This is a genomic window from Paenibacillus sp. JT31N17 (genome assembly GCF_056269255.1).
In genome coordinates, this window is sequence record NZ_JBWDNP010000016.1 from 154,811 (window position 1) to 181,744 (window position 26,934).

22 protein-coding genes are annotated in these 26,934 nt (G+C 36.3%); 8 read left to right on the top strand and 14 right to left on the bottom strand.

Annotation, left to right across the window (positions count from 1 at the left end; genetic code table 11):
• Positions 1-22: 22 nt before the first annotated feature.
• The 14 genes from AC0YOB_RS32045 to AC0YOB_RS32110 all read right to left on the bottom strand — a co-directional run bounded on the left by AC0YOB_RS32045 (position 23) and on the right by AC0YOB_RS32110 (position 11,200).
• Positions 23-457, bottom strand: a complete 435-nt coding sequence (locus tag AC0YOB_RS32045; RefSeq protein ID WP_475796232.1) for a hypothetical protein — start codon at positions 455-457, stop codon at positions 23-25.
• A gap of 64 nt (positions 458-521) precedes the next feature.
• A complete protein-coding gene (locus AC0YOB_RS32050) occupies positions 522-836 on the bottom strand; it encodes a hypothetical protein (protein WP_475796233.1) in 315 nt (104 codons plus the stop codon).
• A 202-nt stretch (positions 837-1,038) separates the two neighbouring features.
• The gene (locus AC0YOB_RS32055) at positions 1,039-2,790 is read right to left on the bottom strand and encodes a DNA primase family protein (protein WP_475796234.1); all 1,752 of its coding nucleotides are present in this window, start codon (positions 2,788-2,790) and stop codon (positions 1,039-1,041) included.
• Positions 2,791-2,795: 5 nt separating this feature from the next.
• Positions 2,796-3,338 (bottom strand): hypothetical protein, encoded by a 543-nt coding sequence (locus AC0YOB_RS32060; protein WP_475796235.1) that lies wholly within the window; start codon positions 3,336-3,338, stop codon positions 2,796-2,798.
• 199 nt (positions 3,339-3,537) lie between these two features.
• Positions 3,538-4,803, bottom strand: coding sequence for a hypothetical protein (locus AC0YOB_RS32065; protein ID WP_475796236.1), 1,266 nt, complete (start codon positions 4,801-4,803; stop codon positions 3,538-3,540).
• Positions 4,804-4,860: 57 nt separating this feature from the next.
• The gene (locus AC0YOB_RS32070; RefSeq protein ID WP_475796237.1) at positions 4,861-5,046 is read right to left on the bottom strand and encodes a helix-turn-helix domain-containing protein; all 186 of its coding nucleotides are present in this window, start codon (positions 5,044-5,046) and stop codon (positions 4,861-4,863) included.
• A gap of 425 nt (positions 5,047-5,471) precedes the next feature.
• Positions 5,472-6,410: a hypothetical protein gene (locus AC0YOB_RS32075; RefSeq protein ID WP_475796238.1), complete on the bottom strand. Its 939-nt coding sequence runs from the start codon at positions 6,408-6,410 to the stop codon at positions 5,472-5,474.
• Positions 6,400-6,762, bottom strand: a complete 363-nt coding sequence (locus AC0YOB_RS32080) for a helix-turn-helix domain-containing protein (protein ID WP_475796239.1) — start codon at positions 6,760-6,762, stop codon at positions 6,400-6,402. The genes AC0YOB_RS32075 and AC0YOB_RS32080 overlap by 11 nt, the downstream gene beginning before the upstream one ends.
• Before the next feature lie 305 nt (positions 6,763-7,067).
• The gene (locus AC0YOB_RS32085) at positions 7,068-7,325 is read right to left on the bottom strand and encodes a DUF960 family protein (RefSeq protein ID WP_475796240.1); all 258 of its coding nucleotides are present in this window, start codon (positions 7,323-7,325) and stop codon (positions 7,068-7,070) included.
• Between the two features lie 120 nt (positions 7,326-7,445).
• Positions 7,446-8,177, bottom strand: a complete 732-nt coding sequence (locus AC0YOB_RS32090; RefSeq protein ID WP_475796241.1) for a Rad52/Rad22 family DNA repair protein — start codon at positions 8,175-8,177, stop codon at positions 7,446-7,448.
• The gene (locus AC0YOB_RS32095; protein WP_475796242.1) at positions 8,167-9,147 is read right to left on the bottom strand and encodes a YqaJ viral recombinase family nuclease; all 981 of its coding nucleotides are present in this window, start codon (positions 9,145-9,147) and stop codon (positions 8,167-8,169) included. Before AC0YOB_RS32095 ends, AC0YOB_RS32090 begins: the two co-directional genes overlap by 11 nt.
• Positions 9,148-9,191: 44 nt before the next feature.
• On the bottom strand, positions 9,192-9,800 hold the full coding sequence (gene radC, locus AC0YOB_RS32100; RefSeq protein ID WP_475796243.1) for a RadC family protein: 609 nt from the start codon (positions 9,798-9,800) through the stop codon (positions 9,192-9,194).
• Positions 9,801-9,862: 62 nt separating this feature from the next.
• Positions 9,863-10,798: a DUF932 domain-containing protein gene (locus tag AC0YOB_RS32105; protein ID WP_475796244.1), complete on the bottom strand. Its 936-nt coding sequence runs from the start codon at positions 10,796-10,798 to the stop codon at positions 9,863-9,865.
• 102 nt (positions 10,799-10,900) lie between these two features.
• Complete coding sequence (locus AC0YOB_RS32110; RefSeq protein ID WP_475796245.1) at positions 10,901-11,200, bottom strand: DUF960 family protein; 300 nt, start codon at positions 11,198-11,200, stop codon at positions 10,901-10,903.
• A 504-nt stretch (positions 11,201-11,704) separates the two neighbouring features.
• On the opposite strand from AC0YOB_RS32110, the gene AC0YOB_RS32115 reads away from it, so the two are divergent.
• The 8 genes from AC0YOB_RS32115 to AC0YOB_RS32150 form a co-directional block, all read left to right on the top strand.
• A complete protein-coding gene (locus AC0YOB_RS32115; protein WP_475796246.1) occupies positions 11,705-12,589 on the top strand; it encodes a DUF4007 family protein in 885 nt (294 codons plus the stop codon).
• On the top strand, positions 12,589-16,074 hold the full coding sequence (locus AC0YOB_RS32120) for a frataxin family protein (protein ID WP_475796247.1): 3,486 nt from the start codon (positions 12,589-12,591) through the stop codon (positions 16,072-16,074). Before AC0YOB_RS32115 ends, AC0YOB_RS32120 begins: the two co-directional genes overlap by 1 nt.
• 4 nt (positions 16,075-16,078) lie before the next feature.
• Complete coding sequence (locus AC0YOB_RS32125; RefSeq protein ID WP_475796248.1) at positions 16,079-16,960, top strand: hypothetical protein; 882 nt, start codon at positions 16,079-16,081, stop codon at positions 16,958-16,960.
• Positions 16,961-17,194: 234 nt separating this feature from the next.
• Positions 17,195-19,045: a hypothetical protein gene (locus AC0YOB_RS32130; RefSeq protein WP_475796249.1), complete on the top strand. Its 1,851-nt coding sequence runs from the start codon at positions 17,195-17,197 to the stop codon at positions 19,043-19,045.
• On the top strand, positions 19,045-20,598 hold the full coding sequence (locus AC0YOB_RS32135) for a methylation-associated defense system protein MAD7 family protein (protein WP_475796250.1): 1,554 nt from the start codon (positions 19,045-19,047) through the stop codon (positions 20,596-20,598). Before AC0YOB_RS32130 ends, AC0YOB_RS32135 begins: the two co-directional genes overlap by 1 nt.
• A gap of 4 nt (positions 20,599-20,602) precedes the next feature.
• Positions 20,603-25,897: an FtsK/SpoIIIE domain-containing protein gene (locus AC0YOB_RS32140; protein ID WP_475796251.1), complete on the top strand. Its 5,295-nt coding sequence runs from the start codon at positions 20,603-20,605 to the stop codon at positions 25,895-25,897.
• Positions 25,898-26,133: 236 nt separating this feature from the next.
• Positions 26,134-26,538 (top strand): hypothetical protein, encoded by a 405-nt coding sequence (locus AC0YOB_RS32145; protein ID WP_475796252.1) that lies wholly within the window; start codon positions 26,134-26,136, stop codon positions 26,536-26,538.
• A gap of 205 nt (positions 26,539-26,743) precedes the next feature.
• Positions 26,744-26,934 (top strand): hypothetical protein (locus AC0YOB_RS32150; RefSeq protein ID WP_475796253.1); only part of this gene is annotated, 191 nt, incomplete at its 3' end.

The window sequence follows — 26,934 nt, forward strand, 5'->3', positions numbered from 1 at the left end:
TTGGTTTTCCCTCCCAAAATTGTCATAAGATAAATTTTTGGATGATTAGTTCCGGCAAACGTCTCCTTAAATCGATAGCCTGTAGAGCAACCTTGTAACACGCTGAATCCCATATAGCAATACCTTGGGCAAGGTTAAAATTATGACCATTCCATAGATTCAACGCTAAATGCACAAGTGCAGTTGATTGGCCAGTAAGTGGTGCCGTAGTACCTGCTGTGCTGTGTTCCGTACAACCTGTTTGATATTCAGCAGTTATACACTCGAAATACCAATCGAAAGGTCCATCAATTTGATGCTCAAGCTTGAAGCACTTAAAAATTCCCGGGAGTGCTGCAATATAACAAGTGGATAAATATTCTCGACTTGTCGACTTAAATTTGTCGGTACAGAGTACATAGTTCAGCTTATGTTGCGTGTCATAAAAATACAGTGCTCCATTGGAACTGGTTAGCATGTTGATCACCCCATCTTTTATTATCAAATGAATAATATATATTTATAGGGTTCAAATAGACGTCTCATCCTTTAGATTGAACTGGTGCACGTTTCTTTGGTTGGTATTTTTGCTCGAATTTGCTAAGTATCTTTCTGTCAATACCATAAATAAACTTAAGTCTCTTTAGGATTTCTAATTTTACTAAATAGACATGCTGGGAAGGGATTCTCAAGCCATCACTAATTGTTAAGTCGGACTCATCCATATCATAAAGATCAGCAAATGATCTTCTGACATTGAGATGGAAGTCATAATGATCATAGGTACATTGAGTAGTTTCATTTATAAATTTCCGCAGTTCATTTGTTATCTTTTCCAATGTTACTGTCTGTGCCATAATATAAACGCCTCCTGATTTCATTTAGTCGTAAAGGGGTGTCTGAACATGAATGTTAAGCAGTGCCTTATAAAAGTTGTAAGATGTAGTCACTTGTTGACACAACGTAGCTGGTATTGTCTACGCTTATTTTAACTGGAATGCTTGGTGTATATAGCCGCCAGACCGATGTAGTCAACGTAGACGTTAAAAGCCACTTGCTTTATATATCTGAGGTTCCTTCAAGTAGCTGTGCCATAAGTTTTATTCCGCGAAAGCCTCTTAATGGGCTGGAACCGTACATACGGAATTTGTCCTTTTTGACTCCGAGTCTCATAACCTCATCGAAGAATTCGGATTGGTTGAAGGCTTTAATACAATTATCCCTACAGAATTGGATGTACGCTGAATACAAGTGTTTTCTTAGCACCTTAAACTCTTGATTTTTCAGATCGACATCACACATATCAGTAATAAAATGTTTAATACTATCCAGGCTCTCGCTTAACTGCTTCTTGTACTGGTGAGCATCCTCGCACTCCGTAAAGACAAAATCATTGTTTACGAGCTCTTGTAGCTCCTCTAAGGCCCACTTTGCAATGAAGTTTTTTTGTGAGAGGATTTTTTCCAATAAATCCTTATCACGATTTTTTTCTTCTATGCTGTGATTAAATATGATAAAGCACATCCTATCTGCGATTGCTTTATCGAGTTTGGATATTTCAGGAAAATGATTCCCGACCGCAATGATTTTTGCTTTGTTCTGGAAGAAGAAGGGTGATTCTCCCTTCCGTTCAGCTTTCACGAGATCATTTCCAGTCAGCGCCTTAATCGTATCTACTCCTTTAAGAATTCCTTCGCCAATTTCCGGTGAGACATTCAGCTTCTTATTGAACAGTTCTGCTGTTTGAAATCTACCTCCCAATTCATGAAGTGGAAGAGCAGATGTGTGTTTTTTACCGATTAAATCTATTAATATATTGGCTATTAAGCTCTTACCGGAATGAGCTTTTCCTAGAAGGATAAAAAACTTCTTGGCTCTGGTATAATTGCTGATAACGTAAGCAAATATCTGACGAATACTCTTGACCTTAGTTGGGTCACCTTGAGAGATATCATCAATCAGTTTTAAAAAGTGTTCACCCTCGTCCAAAACTTGCTTTCCTTGTCGATATAAGCGCAAGTTATCAACATTGGTGGATTCACTAGCAACATAGGCGGCGTTGATATAACTCGTAAACAGATAGTTAGGGCTGTGTGGCAGCAGCTTATTTTTAGAAATATTGAAAACTCCATTACTTAGATTGACTAGATGGGAATACTGATCGAAATCATCGTATTCAATTTGTATTCCAGGATGGCTTTGAATTCTTTTAATAATTTCGATTATTTTGTAATCCGTCAATTGTTTATCAATTTCAGTGCTAACGTTGGTTCGGATGAAGACCTTCAAATCGCTCTCAAGCATTTCATGGTAGCAACCGTATTGTTCCTTATAGAGGTAAACAAACCTTCCCTGACAGCATTTGAGATGATGCTTTCGAAGTAACTGTTTGAATACCTCAAAGTCAAGATATCGAGAGTCATATTTTTTAACGCTGTCTTTGTTTTTCTCCTCAACTGATGATTCTTGTAATTCGTTTGATTCCTTTTGGAGATCCTCTTTGCTTACTGTCATAAATGCTTTGTCATCGAAGCTGGCAGTATGTTTTTCTTGATAACTGTCCAATGGTTCCTTGTAAGAGACATCGTATAAACATGAGGAAGAATCCTCTGTTTCGTTATCCATATTGTTTTTCTTCTGGTAACTGTGAGATGGATTATCAACGGTGGTACTGTAAACGTCAGTTATTTCTGGTTCTACAGAACTGTTATCAATAGTATTTTTTGACTGATAATTACTTTTGGGTTCTCCAAAGGATTGCCTTGAAAATTGATCCCACCATTCTTGATCCTTACTACTTTGTTTCCACACATATTTCACCTCGTACTCAGTTGGCGAATATTCGGATATAAATTTCCAATATAGCTGAATGCTAATGTTCGCAATTGTTTTTTTGTGTTCTCGTGTTTTGTAAATGTATTAACGTAGCCATGTTTAAGACTGTGATCATAAAGGATAAATTGAGAAAATGAATTGTTCTCAATGTATGCAACGGTAAGACCTTCATTGTGAGTTTTTTCGTTATCGTCATAAGTTTCTTTTGAATACTCGGTCTCAAAATCGTTATGCTTGTAATGGCAGCTAATGCTCTGGTCGTTTCTCGCATCCAGAATCAATTTCATGTCAAGAGTTTTTAAGTCAGTAGGCGAAGTTATGATGGTTTCTCCAATCTTTCCAAAGTAAAATTGATTGTGAGGACTTTGGTGACAAAATAGAATTATTGAAGAGAAGACTCGGCTCCCACCAATAAAAGTAAACTGTTTACTTTCATTTAAAAATATAATTTGGATGTCCTCGTCATTCTCTGTAAACGCCTTTTCAACCAGCTTTTGAACTTTTGATTTTTCATTCTTATCCATTTGTACATCTCCTGTCGATTTGATTTCTTACACTGCAACTGTACACTTTAAGGGGGAAATGGCGCTAAGTATTCGAAAAATCAAAAAATGTTTAGATTTTTCTTGAAAGCTATGATATAATTTATCGATTTAAAAATGCGCCTTTCACTCAGAGTGAAAGGCGCATTTTTAAATCTATTCAAATTTTTATATTTGTTTACTAAACGAAGCGTTCCTTTAATTCATTTAGAGGCTGTTCGATCAAAAATTTATAGTGTTCATCATAAAACATTGTTTTTTGATAGATGTCCATTTCAATGGAAGGTGATTTTTTTTCACTGTTAACTAGAAAGTGATGAATTATTTCGTCTGTTGTGAAAAGATTTTTAATTGAATCTATTTCGGTATAAGCACACGAAAAGTTTATATGATCTTCATCTGATAAATCTTTTGCAATATTAATGGAAGCGTCAAAGTTTGATTGGATATCCTCGATTAGATTATCATAAGGGATCTTAGTCTTACAACATAAGTGCAAGTAGTAAGTTTCCATTATTGGGATTGCAATTAACGATAGTTGTAATAAAATATCAACGGTTCTCTCCATCCACAATTCTTCATCATTTTGATGACTTCCACTGAAACTAATTGAATAAGAATCATCATCCAAATCCACTAAGTCACGTCTCATATCGGAAAGACTTTCAGCTAAAACTTGGACATATTTAAGTCTCCCATCTATATTTGGACATAAAGATGCTAGTCCCAATATCTTGATCATATTTGATTCGTTCTTTGCAGTAAATCTCCCAGAATGGATGATTATTTGCTTGCAAAGTCCTAGATTAAAATGGTTTTCGAAATAATATAAGCAATTGATCTTTTGTAATAAATTGCTATTATATCCATTAATAAAATCTCCGAATGCTTGTATTTTTTTTGATAAATAGTTCATTGAATAACCTTTCATTCTTTTTGGATTAAGAGAAAAATTGTTGTTGATTGTTATGAAAAATATAAAAGGTGCTAAAGATTCTGGAACGGCTACATGTTTTACAGTTTTATTTTGGTTTCTTGTTGTGTGTAGATATTTTGAACGTTCCTTTGTTACTAAATCGAGGTCAAATTGATTTCGTACTACGTTCATTAGATACTTTAAATAGTTACTAGTAGTATCCTTATACAAATACGGCTTTTCATATGTTTGAACCGATTTTATGAGGTTTTCAATAAACTTATCATTGTGATCGACAACCTTGTTCTTTTGCTCGTTATAGTAATAAATCATTGCAGCTTTTAACTTAAGATGTTTTTCTAAATCTTCAATAAATTCTTTCAATCGTCCTTTTCTAAAAAAGAGTTCTTTGATTTTGTGTGGAATGAGATGTTGGCACTGGTTATATGTGAATCTAGCTAAATCGATTTTATCTGTATTTGTAGTTTCTAATACTTTTTTTAACCTTGTTTCTAGATTGAAATGTTTCATAATCTTGTACCTGTTTCGCGGCAACAAATAATAAGGTATATCCATTTAACACTATCCTTATCTTCTATTAGTATTTTGAATTATGTAATCGATAACCTGTTCACGTGGAATACGATACATTTTCCCGATTTTTACCGAATTTATCTGTTTCGTTTTAAGTAAGCGGTAGACACTATTTCGACCCAAGTGAAGTATTTCCATGACATCATCAACGGTTAAAATATCCCCATATTCATGAAACATTTTCTACACCAACCTTCGGTTTATTTTACATTATTGTTGCTTATCTTTCACCATAAATCATTATTCGTGCGCTTTTATCACCTAAGTATTTACCTTAAAAAAGGTCATAATCCTACCTTGAACTAATTTAATCTAAAAAAAATAGAGGGTTTCCCCTCAAGCCAAAGTAGCACATGTACATTTATTTTTGTTTGATTATGTTTTTGTCGAACGAGATCCTATATAGCGTACCAACCTAAACATATATGATATCAAATAAAACGGTGTTACGGCCCAGCCAGTTAACAATGCTAGTATTGCTTTAACCACAATATAATTTGAGATCGTGGTGAAGATGATGAAGCTTCGCTGCAACTTAGAAATGAACATCCATCCGAAAATGGAGGAAAACACGATATATAGCTCCATTAGGTTTTTCCTCCGATCTATTTAACCGACAATTCGACATATTGGATTTTATTGCTAGAGTTATATGCACTAACGATAATCGTGCTATCTGGAACCGTATCACTAGAATTGAAAAGATACTGGGTTGTGTTTTTAATGCCTTCCTTGGATTGAGTAGGGGTGCCCAATATCCGATTTGCTTTGTCCAGTGAATCGCTCGGTCTTAGTCCTGCAACATTGTATACACTATCTGTGTTGATAATAACCTTTGTTACCATATGAGATTTATTGTCTACGACGATTTGGAAGCCTTCGATCATGTATAAGGTTGTCGTAGCATCTGTGCTTTTCTCCTTCAGTACAAAACTCTTCTTGATATCCTCCTCTGTTGCCTGATGATGAAGCAAACTGCTGATATCCAGTGCCATTGCAATTGAGCTGGAATCATACGGACTAAGCTCAACGGCAGTAACTTTATCTTCATTTGCCGTTGAAGAGAAGGTGAGCAGCACTCCTTCATTTGTAAGGTATGCTACCAGATTTCTGTTATCTTGCTTTAACTGTATACTTGGTTTACCCAACCGTTTTACATGTTCTGAAAAAGTCGAATTTAATTGAATGTCGAAAATCTTATATGCATGAGCGGCTTTCCCTTTAACCAATTCATTTGAGAGCATAATTGAAGCTGCTCCATTACTGTCTCCATTAATGGTAAATCCGCTGTCGTAGCTGTATAAATAACCTTCAGCATCTTCTCGTACAACTTCACTTGGCTTTCCGAACTTTTCAACGATCTGCTGCTTATTCATAGCTTGGGCTTGACCAAGTTCATAGACTATCGATTCATCGCTACTATCTGAAGCAGCCACAATGACAATAAATAATACAATAATGGCAATAACCCAAAACCACCATTTTTTTAGAATCGTTTTTTTCTTTTTGGTTTCAGATGATAAGATTGTTGCTTCATTCGACATCGTTTTTGCCTCCTATACGGCTAGAGTTGTGGATTGTTTTTTCATCTTTCAAAATTCCAAGCATGTAGCGCTTAATATCATCGGGGGTAAGAATAGCAAGAAACTGTTGATTTCGGCTGTTTTGTTCACTTAATCTCGAAGAATCCTGTAGTAAAAATAAGTCAGTAATGTTGATGTCCAAGGCTGTTGCAATTTTTTCTAGCGTCTTTACAGTGGGATTTTTCTCGCCGCGTTCGATCTGCCCGATATAAGATGTATTCATGCCAGAATGTAACGCGAGTTGTTCTTGGCTTAAGCCTCTTTTTTGTCGGACAAGTCGAATATTCTCGCCAATGATTTCTATATTTTTCAAGCTTCTCACCCCCTATAAAACGATATTGCAATTTTCAAATATGCTCAATATGATAAAACCGCTAAATAAATGGATATAACCATCAAATAATGCTGCTGGCATTATTTGGAGGCTAGACTTGTTGCTTATATTTGAACTAAGCGTGCTTTTAAAGAAATGGAGGATCGTTTTGCAATATATCTATGAACCTGCGTCACTATGTTCCGCACTTAACGGATGACCGCTATCAAGCATAGCGTCAACGTGTCTATAGCTATAATATATATATCAATCGTATAACACTGCGTTAAGGCTGCGAAAGCGTGTTAATATTCATCAGAGCACAACATCGTACAATGCTTCTGGTCATCAATGACATAGATTTTTTTCGTTACAATTTGTCTTGCACATATGATATAAACTTGCTGAAAGGATGGTTGCTCTTGCATATGCACGATCCTTTGTTTAGTCTTACCATTTACAGTAGTAGGACTTAGCTCAAATACCTGAAGGTAATCTTTTTCAGGAGCATTCATTGAATCAATGAAGCACCAAAGGATAAGTTGCAAAAAGGGGGACTTCACGACGAATCCCTTGTGTTACATATTTAGTACCGGTAAACATGACTTCATCTCCTCATTGTTCTGGAAAATGAAATGAACGGTTAGGTAACCCCGACCGTTCATACATGCCAGTTTTTATAATTAAGCAGTTGCGCCGCTTCGTTTATCTTGCAGCTTTTTATGAAGTAAGTTGATGATTTGTTGATCGGAAATTCGTTCTTGTCTTTTTTTGGCATGCCATTCATCAAGACCATCGAGACTTCCTGCGAGCTCCTGCCATAATGCTTTGATTTGATTTTGAGTTGTAGTGCCCTTGCTTTTCAGTTTATCGGTCAGATCCGTTTTTTTAGTCGTGCGATTGTTTGTCGATGAGGTGGAGGGGGTTGTGGGCTCTATCCATCCTTTGTCTCGATAATAATGCTGATAGTGATCCGGTACGTTAATAGCCTGTCTCTGTTTATCCCAGGTGATAATGCCCTTGTATAAGTCGCTGGCTACGCCGATCCGGCTTGCACATTTCTTCATCCCATCTGTGATCGCTGATTTAGTTGCGTCCCCCTCATTCATGCCAGGCTTCACTTGTTCGCTTCCAGCGTCGATAAGTGTAATCCATTTCTTCAGTTCAGCATTATAGAAGCTGAACTGAACATATATTTTCACACGCAGATTTTTGCCGCTAGGTTCTTGTACAATTTTCTCGGTGCCATATAATCCTTCATATCTCCAATAGCCAACACCAAACACCTCATTTAATCGTTCTGTAATGGCTTGTCCGGAAATATAGCAACGATCACCGAAGCTGTCATACTGATATTCGGCATAAGGAAATGGAGCATTCAGGCGCTGAAATAAGCTTGATACATTACTGGTCACCCCGCTCGACCTCCTTCTTGATGCTGAACTGACGGAAGTGGGTAGTCTTAAGACATTCTTGATAAACGTCAGGATTGAGCTCTTTGAGCTGTTTGCTGTCCACTCCAGTTCGGCTGCGGTTTTCCCACTTTACTTTATAATAACCAGCGATACCGACCTCATGATTTCCCAATAGAGATTTAATTCTGTTTTCGAATTCATGTATGGTTGACTCTAAAACCTTGAGATGTTGCTTGTTATCAAAATATGCTTCAATGTGCATGAGTTGATCCAGTGGAATAATAGTGCTATTTTCGGCTTTAGGATAGAGTCGATTCAATAGCTTTGTAGACGCCTCAGAGCCGTCAACAGGAGGACAGTTGCCGACAAGAACATAATAATGCCAAAAATCATAGGCTAGCCGTAGTAGCTGGTTTATGAGCTCGTCGTCACGCATGACCTCGTACTCCCTATATTTGTTACCGCCAATTAGAGTAGCGAAATAGCCCCAATCTAGTCCGGTGACGAACATATACCATTGCAATTGTACGTAATAGTAGTCAGGAATATTGCCGTTGTCCCACTCCTGACGCAGAAATTCACTTGCAGTTTTGATTTCTAGAATGCCGCGGCCGCGGTTTGGACAAATAATCATACGGTCAAGATTACCAAGAGCCCAGCAATGTTCAGGATGGCAGTAAATAACCTTCTTTTCGGTAATTGCCCTCTCTGGATGCTCATTGGCGAATTTATCTGCAATAAGAGGTTCAAGGCGTGATCCCCATTCTGCAGCTTCACTCATTTGATCTTCCGGTGCTTCTCCAATCTTCTCAAGGTAGACATGGACAGGTGTACGCCATTTGGATATCCCACAGATGGCTGCGAGGTCGGAACCGCCAATACCGTTCCGACGATGGACGAGCCACTCTTCATAGGATAGATTTTCAGTTTCAACAAGAATTTCTGCATGAAATTTTATAGCTGTTGCCACGTTGGTATGCACCTCCAAAAATAAATGGAGGGTTAATGTGTGCGTCACATTAACCCTCGTTCTTTTAAGCTTACATATTGAGAATGACCGACGATGATATGATCGAGAACATCAATCCCGATTATGGTACCAACCTCCACTAAACGTCTGGTAATCTCTATATCTTCTGGACTCGGATCGGGAATGCCGCTGGGGTGGTTATGGACGCAGATAATAGATGCGCTGCTTCGCTTAATGGCAGGACGGAATACTTCTCTTGGGTGAACAATACTGGCATTTAAAGTGCCTATAGACACATGCTCTCTAGCAATAACCAAATTTTTTGTATTAAGGAATAAACAAACAAAATGTTCTTTCTTCAGGTAACGAAATTCCGGTTCAACAAGCTTGTATACATCCTCAGGTTTACTAATTTTAAATGTTGGTGGATTTATAGACAATGATAATGTTTGAGCAAGCTTAAGCGCGGCGAGTATTTGCCGCGCTTTCATTTGCCCAATACCTTTAATTGTAATTAGCTCCTGTTCGGTCACTTCGATCAAGTCTTCTGCGGTAGGAAACCGAGTAAAAATTTCTTCAATAATGTAGCTTCCTTGCTTTTCACGCAGGGAATTAGCGAGTAATGATTTTAATTCAAGCTGAGTTTTTTCCATGTAACGAGCAACCTCCTTAACCCATTGAATATTTTGTTCCATAATCAGAAGTACAGAGAGGTTCAGGCTGAAGCCAAAATCAACTCATAAGCTTTGTCGATAAGTGGATTACCCTCCATCGTGCGTAGAAACAAGTTTTCTTTGTAGGATGCTGTTTCTCTGAGAGGCTTGGCATGGGTAGCAAAGTCTGATACGGCGTTAATAAAGCGATAGCCATTTTTGCCAACTTGTTTTAAATCTGGAGCTTCGAAATATCTTGCCTGTAAATCGTCACGTAGATGCTGAACATTCTTTTCTTGAAGGTTCGTTGCATTGTCTGGCATAGGAAGAAGGAATTCAATATACTCCTGAACTTTATGATCTGGTGTTTTGATCTTATGAAGTTTATTCACTTCGGCTCCAAGCCTGTCCATATAAAGTTCAGCGTGGAGTAATGTCTTTTTTGCTTCTTCTAACTTAGACTGGATATTACCGGTATGAATTGTCGTCCATATTCGTTTGGCATTGTTGAGAGCAAGATTCAAGGTGTTCTGACAGACAATGCGGATAGGGGTCATTGCGACCTTGATGCTTCCACTTCCATCGTGACTATTGGAAAACACCATATAGGGAGAGATTCGGTCACCTGCAATTATGTAGTTCTCTGGCAACTTGGCGAGGAGCCACACTTTTTTGCCATTCTGCAGGCTACCGGCAGTCTCAAATCGTACACCTTCGCCAAGCAATTCATCAGCGAAAGCAAATGCTTCATGGTTTTGGACAATCTTATATCTGTCCGTAACGACACCGAGCATCCTCTGGTCGGATGCTCGGATGTTTGCTTTGTAGCCTGGGATTTCGGCTAAATCTTCGGTTTGAATTGATTTTTGAATGACTGTCCAATCTAGTCCGGCTGCTTGTAATGCTTCATCTGAACTGAGTGCGTGTGCGACTCGATTACCGAGTCCGTGCCAAGGTGCTTCCCTTACATAAAACATAGTTTCGACATTTGCTGGCATAAGATCGTCTCCCTTTGAGTGAATTAGTATAACGGATTTTTTGATGCGATGGATTATTATAGTAGAATTATATATATCCTATCTGTATTCAAGTAACCTTTATTAATATTCAGAGGCTAAAAGCATAGTGCTATAAGGCCCATCATCAATTACATAGATCTTTTGGTTGATTAGAATAGTCGTAACAATGACATGTTCTTTAACATAGTTAGGTTCTTCCTGTGAATGAACAATGGTTAATTTGAAAACCCTTTCTTTATGAATTGAAGTTATCTTGAATACTTGCAAATAATCCTTTTTTTCAACTTTCATAGTGTCTATTAAACTCCAAAGTGTCAGTTGAAGATCAATCGGTATTTTGGCATTAATACCGCCTGTTACATATTTGAGTTTATCGAACATCGTCTAAGCTCCCTCGTAATTGAGTAATACAACAACTTCTATACACTAGGAGAAGTTGTGCATTCTAATTAGTGTTCGTTATACCTAACTATTTGCAAATAAGACATTAGGTCCCACTCCCCCCTTTAAACAAAATAAATAGACTGACACCTAATGCGGAGTCAGTCTATTTAGACAATAGTGATATTTAAAACGAGAATAAACTATTGCTTCAAATTTATAATATAGAATTAATAAATTTGATAATGCTTAAAATCATGATTAGATAATTTAATAAAATGATGAGAATCATTACGAAGTCTAAATAAGTATTTATGTATTTGAATTTCTTAGATTCGATGAACCAAAGATTCAAAACTACTTTAGAAATTAGTGATAATGACAATGAAAAGAACGAACGTTCCTATCTGAATGTTTATTTTTAAGCTAATTTGGTGTATAATCACTGCTGGAGACTATTCTCCAGCAGTGATTTTGTTTGACGACGAAAAGGAGATTTATCTTATGGCGTACGCAAGACATCAGAGTTTCTATATTCGAGATAAATGGTTGAGTAAGGGACTAAATGCAGTCAATCATGATAATAGATTTTTTTACGATGATTTTGCCTTTGAAAAAATAGGTTTAGGAAAAAATATGGTAGAAGCGCTGAAGTTTTGGCTGATTGCATTTAATACAATTGTTGAAACAAATGCTGATGGTCAAAAAAGACACGAACTTACTCCACTCGGCGCATTAATTTTAAACGAAGATAGGCTACTACAAATAAATGATACATTATCGATCCTACATTATGAATTAATAAGAAATGAAAACGATCAATCTACGGTATTTGATTGGTTTTTTAATCATTATAAGGAAACAGTGGTCAGTAAGCCTGATTTACTAAAATCATTTGTTTTTTGGGTTAGTCAAAGAGAGCCAAAAGAAATCTCAGAAAAATCTTTAAAAAGGGATATAGATTGTATTATACAGTTCTATACAAAATCGGAGGATGAAAACGACCCCGAAGATGTATTATTTTGCCCATTTTTTAAACTTGGCTTAGTTAAGAGTGAACCATCGGGTGAAGGCTACGAAATAATTAGAAAGACCTCTCCTGATGTACATGATATCGGAATAATGGCACTACATTACGTGTTACTTCGTTATTGTTATTTAAAGGACGTAGAGTTAATTAGCGTAAATGAAATTGTAACCAATGATTATATGTGGGGAAGAACATTTAACTTATCGCGAAATAAGATAATCGAAGCATTAAACATATTATCTAACCATCAAAGATTTCCGATTCAATATGTTAGGACTAACAATCTCGACTATATTCGGGTGACGAAAGTTTTACCAATGGAATTGCTTACTGAGTACGGCAGAGGGAGAAGAGAATAATGGCTTTTAAGACAAGTATTAATATTAAATTTGACATTGGAAATGACGAATTCATCAAAAGGTATATTCCAACTCCTTCTCATACGGAAGCGATGAAGGGTATAGTTGATGGGTTTTTAAATAAACAAGCGAACAGGTCGCATATAATTGTTGGTCCATATGGGACTGGAAAGTCTCTGTTGGCTAATGTTATTGGAAGTATAGTAGCAAAACTGGTGAATCATGAGGAGATTAAGTCATTAACTAGAAGAATGGAACAAGTCGATGATTATGCCTCATTTAAGATTAATGGGTTAAGAAAAATAGAGAAAACTTATCTGCCTATCGTTCTTAGTGGTAATGAAGGGAGATTTAGGAAATCTATTATTTCCAATATTGCAAAAGTATTAAAAGAAAAAAGAATTGAAATTATGTTACCGGGTTTATCTTCAAAAGTAATAGATTCAGTAGTTGTTTGGGAAACTCAATTTCCCCACACATATGATTCTTTTTGTCAAAGGTTAAAACAGGATGGGAAAGATATTGAGAAGTGGATTGAAGAAATTAAAAAACAAAATCCAGTTGAATTAGAGTATTTTTCGAAAATATATCCTTTATTAACATCTGGCTCGGCATTTGATATAGACTACAATCATAGTTTTTTGAATCAAATGGAATATATAGTTTCCATATTAGAAGCAAATAACTTAGGCGTTTTTATAGTATACGATGAGTTTGCTCGGTTTTTACAAGGGCTAAGTAATACAAGACTAAATGAAACAATGCAGGATCTTCAGGATCTTGCAGAACTAGCGAATAGAACTAATTCGATCCACTTCTTACTAATCACACATAAAAGTTTACGCTTATATTTTAGCCGTTTTAATGATGAAATCTCTGAGGAATTTCAACGAATTGAAAAAAGATTTAGACAGTACTATCTACAAAGTGATCAAGTAACTTTTTTAAGAATTTCAGAAATAATTATTTCTGAAAATATAGAGAAGAAGCCTATCATTTCATCTTCCGAGTATTTGAAAATTCAAACAGAACTCAGAAAGTTCCCTTTATTTCCAAGTCTAAATCAGACAGAACGTGAGAAGTTAGTTCTCGAGGGGATGTATCCGCTCCATCCTGTATCTTTATTTATGTTGCCTTATTTAACGAGAGTATTTGGTCAAAATGAAAGAACCCTATTTACATTTTTAGAGAGTGAGGATACAGGCGGATTTTATAATCATATACACAACTCTAAAAAATACTATCTAGCGCATCAATTATTTGATTACTTTTTTCCGGATAATAATGATTCTATCAATGATGAAGTAAATGAACAATTTATGCTTTATAAAAAAGCTTTGGCGAGAATTCCAAGTAATATTAAAAATAAAAAACAAGCATTGAACATTATTAAGGTCGTTGCACTTTGGAATATATGTGTGTTACAAAACGAGCAGCAGCTAACAAATGAATTTCTTTTGTTTGCAACACAAATGAAGGAAGATGATTTCTATAATTTAATTGAAATTTTAATAGATAATAAAATAATTCGCTTTAATAGAATTAATAATTTCTGGGAATTATTTTCTGGCAACTCCATTGATCTACAATTAGCGATAGAGAAAGAAAAACAATCAATTATTGTAGATGATGTAACAATTCTTGATACATTAAATAAAAATTTAAAGTCGAAGTTTTACACAGCAGATCGTTTTAATGATGAAAAGGGGATGACTAGATATGCTTCTGTTTTACTTATTCAAGAAAAGGATATTTTAGAGGATAGAATGCCCAAGACCGATTTATTCGATTTACTGATTTACTATGTATTATTGGATGATGTAAGAAATGCTGAAAAAATTGAAAGCATTCTTTTAGAAAGAAGCAAGAGTCAACAATTTTTGTTTTTTATGCACCCAGTGTCGGTTAAGACTATAGAAAAAGAAATTAGTAGTGCTGTGGCATTAGAATCACTTAAGAGAAATAAATATCTTTTTTCAGAAGATAAGGGTGTAAAAGAAGAAGTAGATATTCTTATTAAAGAGGCAAATTATGTTATTACAAAATATTTATCAGAAATGGATAGCTTCAAGGAAGATAATTCATGGATTATAGATGCTAGGAAATGTCTAATCAATAGTAAACTTGAACTAACCGAAATTCTATCCAATAAATGCACCATCTTATTTGAGTTAACCCCCGTGATATTAAATGACACTTTTAATAGGAAGGCTATTTCCGCCGCGCAAAAAAGTGCAGCAGTTATTTTAATAGATCGCATTTTAAATAATACAACAGAGGTTAAATTTGGAATTGAAGGAAACGGACCGGAGTATGCGATCTTTGCTTCAGTTTTTAAAAATAATAATCGTTTTGATCTTAATGTTAACCAGCTTCAATTCAATCATATTGAATATTTACCTTATAGAGAATTAAGAAGAGAACTGGTCAATGCACTAGATGCAAATAATACAGGGGACTTACAAGGAATTATTGAGATATTTACTAGACCACCGTTTGGAATTAGATTGCCAATGATACCTGTATTATTGGTTTCACTATTAAGAGATCGTTGGAATGAGTTTGCGTTATACCATAATGAAATGTACGTGCCTGGTCTAGATGGTGCCAAGTTGTTTGAAATTGTTTACGAGGGACGAGCTAAAAACTATCGATATGCTTACGAGCACTTCGATGAGCGATATATCGAGTTTTTCAATAAAATAGAAGCACACTTTAAAGAATTTCTTGAACTAAGACTAGTGAATCATTCAAGACTCATATACATTTGCGGTTCGTTGATGAAATGGGTAAAGACGCTGCCAAGATTTACACAAACATCAGAAAGAGTAAACAAGGATTTCTTAAGATTAAGAGAAAGCATTAAACGTACTGAAATTAATCCACAACAAAATTTTTCATTAATCTTTGATGAGTTCCATAAGGATTTTGAAAGAATGTTATCATTGAAACAGTATGGAGAAAATATTTTAGATGAAATGAAAAGAGAATTAATACAGGAAATTTTACAAATTACAGAAATATCTGAAGAACTAAATTTGGAGAAATGGGCAATTGACCAGAACGAAGTGTTCACAGGTACAAGTAATAAATTTATAAGAAACCTATTCACGGCTTTCAAGGAGAAGAACGACTCAGTGCACTGGGTTGAAGTATTTGCTGAAAAATACATTGGAATTAAAATAGACGATTGGTCGGATACAACATATAATTTACTAGTTAGCCAATTAATACATGATTTCAAAAAATCTATTATTGCTAATTCCAATGATGCTGATGTTGAATCAAACAATAATGAAGTCGTAACAATTCAATTAAATAACAAGAAGAAAATAATTAACAGGACTGAGTTATCTGCAAAATCAACTACAATATACAATAACTTAGAGCGCTTAATCAATACAGCTGGTCGTAATGTGCCGAAATATGAGTTAGAATTTCTTATTTATAAATTATTTGAAAACCATGTCATAAAATCGGAGTAAAGTTATGAACACTAATGAAACCAAGAGAAAAGTGCATATAGCGATGTTTAGTGGGGGGGCGGGAAGCGCATATGTGGCCCGCCATATGGTGGAAACATACGGAAAAGAAAATTGTATTTTATTTTTTACGAATACTCTTTGGGAAGACGAAGATAACTATCGTTTCATGGAAGAAGTAGCGAATTATATTGGAATTGAAGTCACACATAGGATGGATGGAAGAACGCCAGAAGAAGTATTCCACGATACCCGCTTCCTTGGTAATGCAAGATTAGCAAAATGTTCTGAAGAACTTAAAGTAAGACAAACGGTAATTTTCTTAGAAGAAGAACTTAGGCTTCAAAAGAACCTAGAACCTATTTTGTATTTCGGGATTGGTCCACATGAAGAACATCGAGCAGATAATTTAAGGGAATTCTATACTCATTTTCCTATAGAACCTATTGAAACTAGATTTCCATTAATAGATTTAATCAGAGCGGATCTTGATGCAAAAAGTATTATTAGAGATGAGTGGGGAATTGAACTTCCACGAATGTATAATATTGCAGAGCAGCTTGCTGAAAAAGAGGATAATGAGAATGCTAAGATTTTAATGAAGAATAAAATCAAAGGATTTTCACATGCCAATTGTGCGGGGAGATGTGTCCGCGGCGGATTCCAACATTATGCTATTTTATTTGCTATATGGCCTGAGAGATATATGGAACAAGAGGAAATGGAAGAAAGGTTTCGTGAATCGTTTAAAAAAGATGTCTCGATTCTGAAAAAAGATGGTAGCTCCTATACTATGAAGCAATTTCGGGAACTAATGGAGAAAGAAGGTTTTGAGAAGTTCTTGTTTAAAGAAGATGCGGATATTCCATGTGTTTGTTCGTTTTCTTAGAAGATAAAAAAAAGTTCGAAAGACATACATCAGATGAGATCCGTGTATGTCTTTTTGTTATATACTTATTTAGGTATTCGGGTACAACTGACGTTGTAGATCCAACAGATGCAAAAAATGTGGGCGTTCCATTTTAATACAATTTCCTTGTAAAAAGAGGAAAAAGATTGAAATGCGTCGAAATTAACAGAATGATATTTGAAACGGATATATTAATACGAGGTGGTTTGGAATATGAGTTTTGTTAGCTCGGCGTGGATAAACTTTCTTAGACAATATGGACCTATTCCAAGGAACGATAATATGTATGATGAGTTAATTCAACCTATATTAAAGAAGAAAAATATCCAACCTATTCAAATAGAATCTATGCACACGGAAATGTTAGTAATGAATTTTAAAAGTAATTGTCCGAAATCAGTCATATTAACTGGGGTAGCAGGCGATGGTAAAACCTATCATTGCAGAGAAGTTTGGTCTGCTTTAGGTGGAGAAATGGATGTATGGTCAAATAACGATAAATTTAAAAAGATAGAGTTACCGAATCAGAAAAGGCTCTTTGTAATCAAGGATTTAAGCGAATTAATGGATGGGGAGAAAGACATATTATATAGATTATTTGACGCGGTTATGAATCCAGAAAGTAATGAGGTATTCCTAATTGCGGCGAATGACGGACAACTCATCGAAACATGGAAATACCTAGAACCTAATCTGTATAGCGATAAAGTCAGAGCATGCGTTGAAGAGCTATTAGTCAATGAGGTTTCTGAAAAAGATGGATTCCATTTACAATTATACAATTTAAGTCAGATAAATGCTGCGATGCTTTTCAAAAATATCGTGAAAGCAGTCTTAGATCATTCCGGATGGAAAGAATGTGAAGGATGTTTCTTACGAGATAACATAGACATATCAAGAAGATGTCCGATTTGGGAGAATCGTAAGAGACTTGAAGGTGAAGAAGACAACAAATTGATACAATCTAGAATGATTGACTTATTGGAATTATGCGAATTAAATGGGGTGCATCTTCCAATTAGGCAAATTTTATTACTCGTATCTAATATGCTGCTAGGACATCCACAAGCAAAAGATAAGTTGATGAATTGTACAGAAGTTATCAAAGTACTTGATGCTAGTACAGCATCACAAGCGAGCATTTATAGGAATATCTTTGGAGAGAATCTATCAGAACGGCGGAGAGATTCTACAGATATTTTTTCGGCAATTGGAAGATTTGGTGTTGGAAAAGAAACCAGTAATACGTTAGACAATATTCTTATTTATGGTGAAGATGACCTCGAGCTTAGATCATATTACCAAGATCTCGTTCTAAATGATAGCTATTACGGAGCTGACGAGCTGTTTAGGGCACACCAAAATGATTATTTAGAAGGAAAGTTCAATGACAACGATGAGGAAATAAAGTTTTTGAGCTCGCTGAGATCTCAAAGACAAAGATTGTTTTTTGTAATACCAGATGACAAAGCTGAAGAATTAAAACTGTGGTATTTAACTACATTCAAATATTCAGGAGAATTTTTAAACGAGGTTTATCGAAAGGCCAAAGATAGCAACAAAATATCAACTCAAATAATTTCCCGACTCGCTCAAGGTTTAAACAGAATTTTTACCGGTCTGTTAACTAAGACTTATGATGAACTTATCCTAGCAAGTTCAGGTAGTCACTCTCAAGCTAAAGTTAGTCGAATATTTGAAGAAAGCATTTCCGTTCCGAGAAAGCGCGGCGAGAGTATGACCATAAAAATAAACGAGAGAAATAAACTAGTAATTGAAGTGAATTTATCATCTAATCCACAAGTGAATCCTGTTGAATTACCTCTTCAATTGATACGTTATGAATTCTTGTCTCGTGTAGCTGAGGGAGCTTTGCCAGGTAGTTTCTCAAGAGAATGTTATGAGGACATCTTAGGCTACAAAAGCCGTCTTCTTAAAGAAGTAGAACATAGAAGGGAAATTGAACAAGAAGATGCTGATGAGAGTAGTGACATGATATTTAATATTCTTCGTTTAAATAATGATGGAAAGATAGAAAAGCGTACTGTGGAGGTCCTCAAATAATGTTAGAACGGCTTCGACGACCAGATGATAATTTTAATTCCGATATGTGGGTAGATGAAGCAATATGGGGCCACCGCATTTACGATGAGCAAACTCCATGGTTGTGTTTTATGGAGTTTCTAAATGTTGTAGATGCAGAGCTAAAAGATGGACGAGCCTTTGTCGAGGAAGTTCCAAACTCATTGGTATATACACCCAAAAAGAAACTATATCTAAGAAATATTTTGTTTAATAATCCAAGATTGTTGATGGTTGAACGTAAATATCAAAATGATGACAGATCACGTTGGGATGAATGGTACGGTGTTATTGGTAGAAGTCAGTATGGTCTAATAGATCAGCAAGATATGTTCCGTTACCTAGAGAAGCGATTTCCTAAATTCGAGGATTTTGTATTAGTCGTAGAATTTTTAAGATCCACGACAATTGAAGGGGAAAACAATAAAAGATGGAGTTCCCAATTTATTTTTCCATACGGACCTGATTGTCTCTATGAAGATTTGAGAATTCAAAGCAAAGGTGAGCCATCTAACGATCGGAGATTTTTTGCGCGTACTGGTGAATTACTGTATTTAATGATCACAAGAAGCGGTAAAGGTAAGGAGATACTTGACTTCTTATTAGAAAGTGTTTTAGATCAAAACAATAAATTTAACAAGCTTGTTGCAGCATTAGAACCGGATCAAGCTAAAACTAGTATCGTTCCTGTTCGTGGGGGATATTTGCCGTATCTGGATCTCATCGACTATGAAGAATTGGCTAATGATTGGATCAATATATTTAAAAGCAAAATACCAAAGTATGATGCGATACCGCACTTAGTCAATATTACTGGTCTGCATCTCATTATGTTTAATTTAAAACGCTCCAAAGAGATCTTGGATGATGGTGAGAAGCCTAAATTTGTTGTTGAGATCTTGGCTCCAAAGAAAACAATTGTGCGAGAACTCTCATCTGAGTCTTTCATTGAAAATAATAATCTATCGCGCTTAGCTGTAGAAAAGTTTGTTCGAAGTATTACTGGGAAAAATGAATGGGAGCAGGTAAGGAATTCTAATATGGTTCCGGAAGCAATGTCTATTTTACGCAAAGAATTTGCATGGCCCAAAGAGAGCAAGGAATCAGAGTTAGCATCGATTAAAAATGTAGATGACCTCCTTCAGGAATTAGTTGATTCGGCAATTAAGCGACATAAGCAGCATGTTGATAAATTTCACAGTGTATGGGGAAAAGAAATAGGCTTGTCATCAAGAAAAGGGACAAGAAGACTTCGATATGCCCCACATGACTTTTTAATGAAGAGCCTAGTTTTAACTGTTGTCCCAAAAAGGATGGAGTATCAAGAATTCTTGCATCAATTGTATGTAAGATATGGATTGATAATAGGTGACAAACAAGCAACATTCTTAACAGATGATGGAAGAGTAGATCAGGAAGCATTTTCTGATAATGCGAAAAGATTAGAAGAGAGATTATCTAGTATGGGACTTCTAAAAAGATTATCTGATGCATGTGCTTATGTAGAAAATCCTTATGGACTTCAGGGGGATTGAACGGATGAACCAATTAGAACTTATTGGTAAGGTAGCAACAGAATATCTACGACAACTCCTCATACTAGATCAGTCGGAAGATGGGGTTGCTCGGTTTTTAATTGATAGATTAACTGGTGAACAAGTAGCTGTTATTTGTAATGCCATGATACAAAATACATATTTAAAAAACAACATTGATATTAAAGTTCCAAGGAAACTTGTAAGTGGATTGGGATTGTCAGAGGAATACGTCACTAATGAAAAAACTACTTACTGGCGTAATGCTAGTTGTGAGAAACCAGCAATTATCCTGGCTAATACAAATGATGATCAGGGTCAATCCTTAAGAGATATTACAAAAATCGGTGCTGGGGATTTGAAAGCACAAACTGAATTATGGGTGCGAGTTGCAGGTAATGGATTAATCCTAACTGAGGAACATAAGAAACATTGGCAACAAGCGCTTAAAGGTTTGCAGGAAGCCAATGAATGTAGTTTGGAACAGTTTAGTGAGTATATTGTAATGGTTCGTGAGAAAATCAATGAAGATGGTTTCCCGGTAATTCGAGCATTGGGATGGGCATTACCAGCATTGCGAATCCCAAGAGATTCTTATTATTTTGATCAGATTCCTGAAAAGGCGCTAGGTCATGCTCATCGTTGGAGAAAAAAATACCAAGAGGCATATTCAAAGAGGGCGTGTTATCTATACAAGCTTCACCCGAATAGACAAGTTATTGAGAATGCCGAATTACTAAAAGCATTCGATAAAATAAAAGAAAACGAACAAATGGATGAAAGAATTTGGCCCATTATTGATCAATATATAACTTCCATATCACATTGGACACAAGCAGCCGGAAATTTAGCTGAATTGGAGTGGGAAACAGATAACATTCATCTTTTGTTTTCAGATATCCGTCCAATGAAAGTTAACATTGCTGAGAAAACCCTACGGCTTTATGGTGATCAATATCCTGAAATACTATCAGATGATGAAGTTTCATATTTAGAAAACCTGAGTGATCTTCTAAGCAAACGATCCATGGAAGCTACTGATGAAGATAAAGAATTTTATGATAACCATAAACAAGAGCTTGAAGCAGATAAGTTACTAAAATCGGAGTGGGATCGTTTTGTATACGGGAAGCCAATCGAATGTAGCGACTTTTTTGTTGGCTTGCTTGAAGCTTGTGATAGGTTGTTTAATCAGTCAGTAAAAATGTCAGGCAATAAGACCCTTAAGATACGTACAAGAAAAGAGACTAAAAAAGCCTGGATGGACCTCAATGAGGATATAGGTTTGTTTTTTTGCATAGCTTACAGAGGGTTAGAGAACCTAACGAGTTTTAAAATAGAATGGAACACTCACTATTTGTTTAAGTACGATGACCTAGTTTCAGAATGGAGAAAGAGAACGGATTATAAGAAAAATATTTCTACAGCAAAAACAGCTGTACAAATTGAATTCTACATTGAGCTGATTAACAATGATATACCAGGTGATAAGAATGATATTAAGCTAATATGGAATGGCAATCCTACGTTAATAGGATATGAACAGTATGATGATCTAAGAAGATTGTCCGAACGTCCGTTTAGCTATTCCCCTTTAACAATGAATCCGGTCAGTAAAAAGGGCAAACTTCAGAGCTTATCTTTAAGTGATGTAGGGACATTAGAAGCCGTATTTGATCGTGATCGGGGTTCACTAGTGGGTGCTTATTCTAAATCTAATGATCTAGAAAAAGAGTTTAAACTGCTTTTAAAGACAGCCGCGGAAACAGGAAGGGTTACAACAAAAGGTTATACTGAAATACTTGAGGCATGGAGCGATTTTTCGATCAAGTATCATAGTGCAATAAAGGATTGGACTATAGAAGGAATTAGTTCTGAGTTGCTATTACTCCAAGCAGAATCTTATGACGCACTCCTTAGGGTGATATCAAAAGAGGCTCTGGGTGATATTAATCGTATCAATCTATGGCATAAACTTGTGTTGGTAGGAAATATACAGGTGGAAGGTCGAAAACCGGCTTCAATTATTGCGCCATGGCATCCGTTACGTATGGCAGCTAAGTATGTTAAGGCATGTCAACTGACGGGGCTTATTAACCATATCCTCTCTTCGGAAGATGTTGATTTTGGCGATTCCAAATTATTCTTCAATGACATCAAAATGGAGTTGTTGCAGCCCTATTACCCTGAAGTAGCAGTTGGTTTTGTAGGACAAGAACCAACTTTACTCGCGGCAATGGATTCATTAAATGAGTACACTCTTATGGAAAGTCCAGTCCGCGATGAACGTGAATTGGAAACTAATGAGGATCCAAGAGACGCTAGTAAAAAACTGTTAGCCTTGGTAGAGAGATATTTAAAATTACAGCCACATGAAAAGACGAATTTAAGTGTTGTTTTATTTAATTGTGATTCAACTCGACTGCCTGAAACCATTGTAACGGAATTATCTAACCTACACGACGACTCTGAAGATGAGGTTCGCTGCCAAGTTATTTTACGACATCGTGACACGCAAAAACTAAGCAACTTATATACGAAGATGGTTGAGAGTACCGATAGTGACCCTGATTCTTTAGTTGCAAGTGAAGTGACACGTGACTTTATGGCTAGATTAAGGATCGGAGTAATGGCCGATGAGGCGCCCGTTGCAGACCCTAAAGAGGGAAAAGTTGCAGATATCGTATTTCTCCAAGATGTTATTTCACGTCAAGCAGAAGTCGTATGGGATCCTGTTCAAGTATATGATGTCCCTAGTATGCTTAAGCACTATCCACCTCGATGGTCCAAAAGACGTGCGACCGTAAAAGATGAGTTGAAATCTACTGTGTATCTAGTTTGTCCAATTCAACCATCGGTAGGGTGGTCCTATTTAACATTTATTCACTCAATAATAAAAAAAGAAAATCCAATAAGCGCACATTACTATCTACCAGCTAGGCAAATTTCTTTCCAAGATGAGAATGTAAAGGCAGTCTTTGAGGAGGCCCATAAGCTAGGTGAATGGGTAGTGAATTATGATAGCTTATTAGAACGAAAGCAACTAAGAACGCTTGGAGTTAAGGTGATTAAATACCAGCATAATCGCTCTCAGGGATCTAATTTAATAGTGTCATCTAAATCTCAACTTAATTTACTGAACGTGTTAGTAAAGAGGAGGCTGGATGGATTAAACTTAAATATTCCAGGGACTGATTTAGCAATCTTAACTGAACAATTTGTCGATGAAGCAAATTCACTTTCAGGGGATATCGTCCTAAGAGCTGCCAAAAGAGGAGTGTTTGCTGGTGAGCTAATCGGTGTAGTTCTCTCAAAGGCATTGTTGCAGTCTGAAATGGGAGTGTTGCCTTCTGCAATTGGTTGGTATTTCCTTGATGATTATGCTTCATGGCTAGGTCAGAAAGAAGAACAAATAGCTGATATTCTAGCGCTTTGCCCTATTGAGTTAAACGGTCAACTGTACCTCCAGGTTCTGATCTCGGAGGCAAAATTTATTGATGCAAAAGGTTTCTCCGAGGCTAAGAAAAATTCCCAGAAGCAACTTCGCGATACAGTACAAAGAATGCAAAACGCTTTATTTGGTAGCCCAGGTCGATTGGACCGCGATTTGTGGCTTTCGAGATTAAGTGATCTGCTTAACGAGGGGATTGAGCTCTCTCATGGATCATCTCTATCCATTGAGCGATGGAGGGAAGGGATTCGAAAAGGTGAAATACCCATTCAGATTAAGGGCTATTCTCATGTCTTTCTATCGACTTTACCAGATACGTCATTAGAAAGTGAGCGGATACCGGTAGGTATCGTTTCTAATTGTTATCAAGAGGTTTATACAAGAGATCTTGTTAGAGAGTTAATTCTAGCTATTCATAATGGAAACTCCTTAATTCCAATTCGAGAAAAGTTAGATGTAGATAAACCATGGGATACTTTTATAACCGAGCTCCCAACTGAAAGAGTCAATTTTGTAAAAGATAAGGAAGACGAGAATGCTCTAGTAGCCAATAAAGTGAATGGTGTTACTAAAAAAGTAAATGATCAGAATGATGAAAATGACCAGAAAGGTAAATTATTTTCAGATCAAGAACAAGAGGAAGAAGATATCAAACAAGAAAAAAGCACAGAGAGTCAGTTTGTAAATTGGGCAAATCATTCGCTATCAAACTGGATAGAGAAAAATACGCAGGGCAAGTCACAATCTGCTGATGATGGAGCGTGGGTAACTGAAACCGTAAATAAATTGCGATTAGCTCTTATAAATTACAACCTTCAAGCAAAAGTCTTAGGCCACCGCTTAACACCAAATGCGATTGTTGTTCGGTTGAAAGGCTCAGACCAAATTAAAGTGGATGATATAGATAAGAGAAGATCAACTTTATTGACAACGTACGCACTTGATGTAATTAACGTAATGGCACAACCAGGAGAAATTGTTGTTTCATTAGCTCGTCCTTCTAGGGAAATCATTTCACTTGCTGAGGTGTGGAGACGAAGAAAAGTCCATATTGGGACATCCGGTTTAAATATGAGTTTTGTTATGGGTGTCAAAGAATTGGATGGTGAGTTGTTGTACCTAAACTTAGGAGGGGAGTTCGAAAGCCATCCTCAACATGCTCCACATACTTTGATCGCAGGTTCTACCGGTAGTGGTAAATCTGTTCTTTTGCAGAATTTGATTCTTGATATTTGTGCGACTAATAATAAGAACCTTGCACACATTTACCTTATAGATCCCAAATCGGTTGATTATCTTCATTTAGAAGAACTCCCTCACCTGGTAGAGGGAATAATTGATGATCAGAACAAAGCTACTTCAATTTTGGAACAGTTGGTTATTGAGATGGATCATCGTTATAAACAATTCAAAGAGGTAAAAGTTAATAATTTAAAAGATTACAATTCAAAAGTGCCGATTGAGCAGAAGTTACCATTGATTTTCTTAATCCATGATGAATTTGCGGATTGGATGCTGGTTGAACAATATAAGAATGCTGTGTCCTCAAGTGTACAGCGACTTGGGGTTAAAGCTAGGGCTGCAGGAATTCACCTTATCTTCGCCGCGCAGCGTCCTGATGCTAATGTACTGCCTGTCCAACTTCGCGACAATCTTGGTAATAGACTGATACTCAGAGTTGAAAGTGTCGGTACTTCTGAAATTTCCCTTGGAGAAAAAGGGGCAGAAAAACTTTTAGGAAAAGGTCACCTTGCTGCAAGATTACAGGGTGAGGCTGGACTTATTTATGCTCAAGTACCCTTCTTATCAGACGAAGATCTAATAAATATTTCAGAAACGTTGAAGTAATATTTATTATAATGGAACGAGTAGAAAAAAACATTTAGTTGCTAGATGATAAGGGAAAAGTTAGCTGAAACATAATTGAGGTGAGGATATTACTAGGCGTTACAAGAGAGCGAATTAGATAATTGAACCTCTAAAGCATTTGGAAAAATACAAAAGAAATATTCAGATAATTTAAGTTATCGATGGAACACCTGTACATTCAAGTGTATTACTGAAAGAAGCTGGAGGTAACTGTTATGGATGAGTGGTCTGTCCAACAAGCATTTTCATGGACGGTTATATCTGAGAGCAAGGCTTCAAAAAAGGCTGATAGATCAGTCTTTCTCTATAGAATGACAGGCATACCTGTAGAGATTCGTTCATTCTTTGAAATCGAAAATCTACTTCCCGGAGGTAAGAGAGATATTTCCTTATTTTACCAGGGTGAGGAATTTCGAGCCTCCTTATTAATGGGAATTCAAGACTCACCTCGTACACGAATGGTTTGGAAATCAGATTTTGCCCAAGTATTTATTAATAGATTTCCAAACGAATATAAGTGTTTTAAATCCAGTGATAGCCATACCCAAGTAGAGGAAATTATGTTGCTATTTGAAAAAGGTTGTTCGGATGTATATCATGTTTCAATATATATTAATTGATTTAACCAGAACGGCTTATCGTTCACATAGATGGGGTATTTTTAGTGTGGATTAACTCCTTTACAGATAAATGGAGCAGACGAACTGTCTGGAGGGCGATAGTAAGAATAGCAGAAATTAAAATACCTGGGCATATGCTGGCTGTTCACTGGGCGCTGGTGCAGACGAACTGTCTGAAAGAGCAAAACAAGGGACATAGAAGAAAATGCCTGGGCATATGCTGGCTGTTCACTGGGCGCTGGTGCAGACGAACTGTCTGAAAGAGCAAAACAAGGGTCATAGAAGGAAAATGCCTGGGCATATGCTGGCTGTTCACTGGGCGCTGGTGCAGACGAACTGTCTGAAAGAGCAAAACAAGGGTCATAGAAGGAAAATGCCTGGGCATATGCTGGCTGT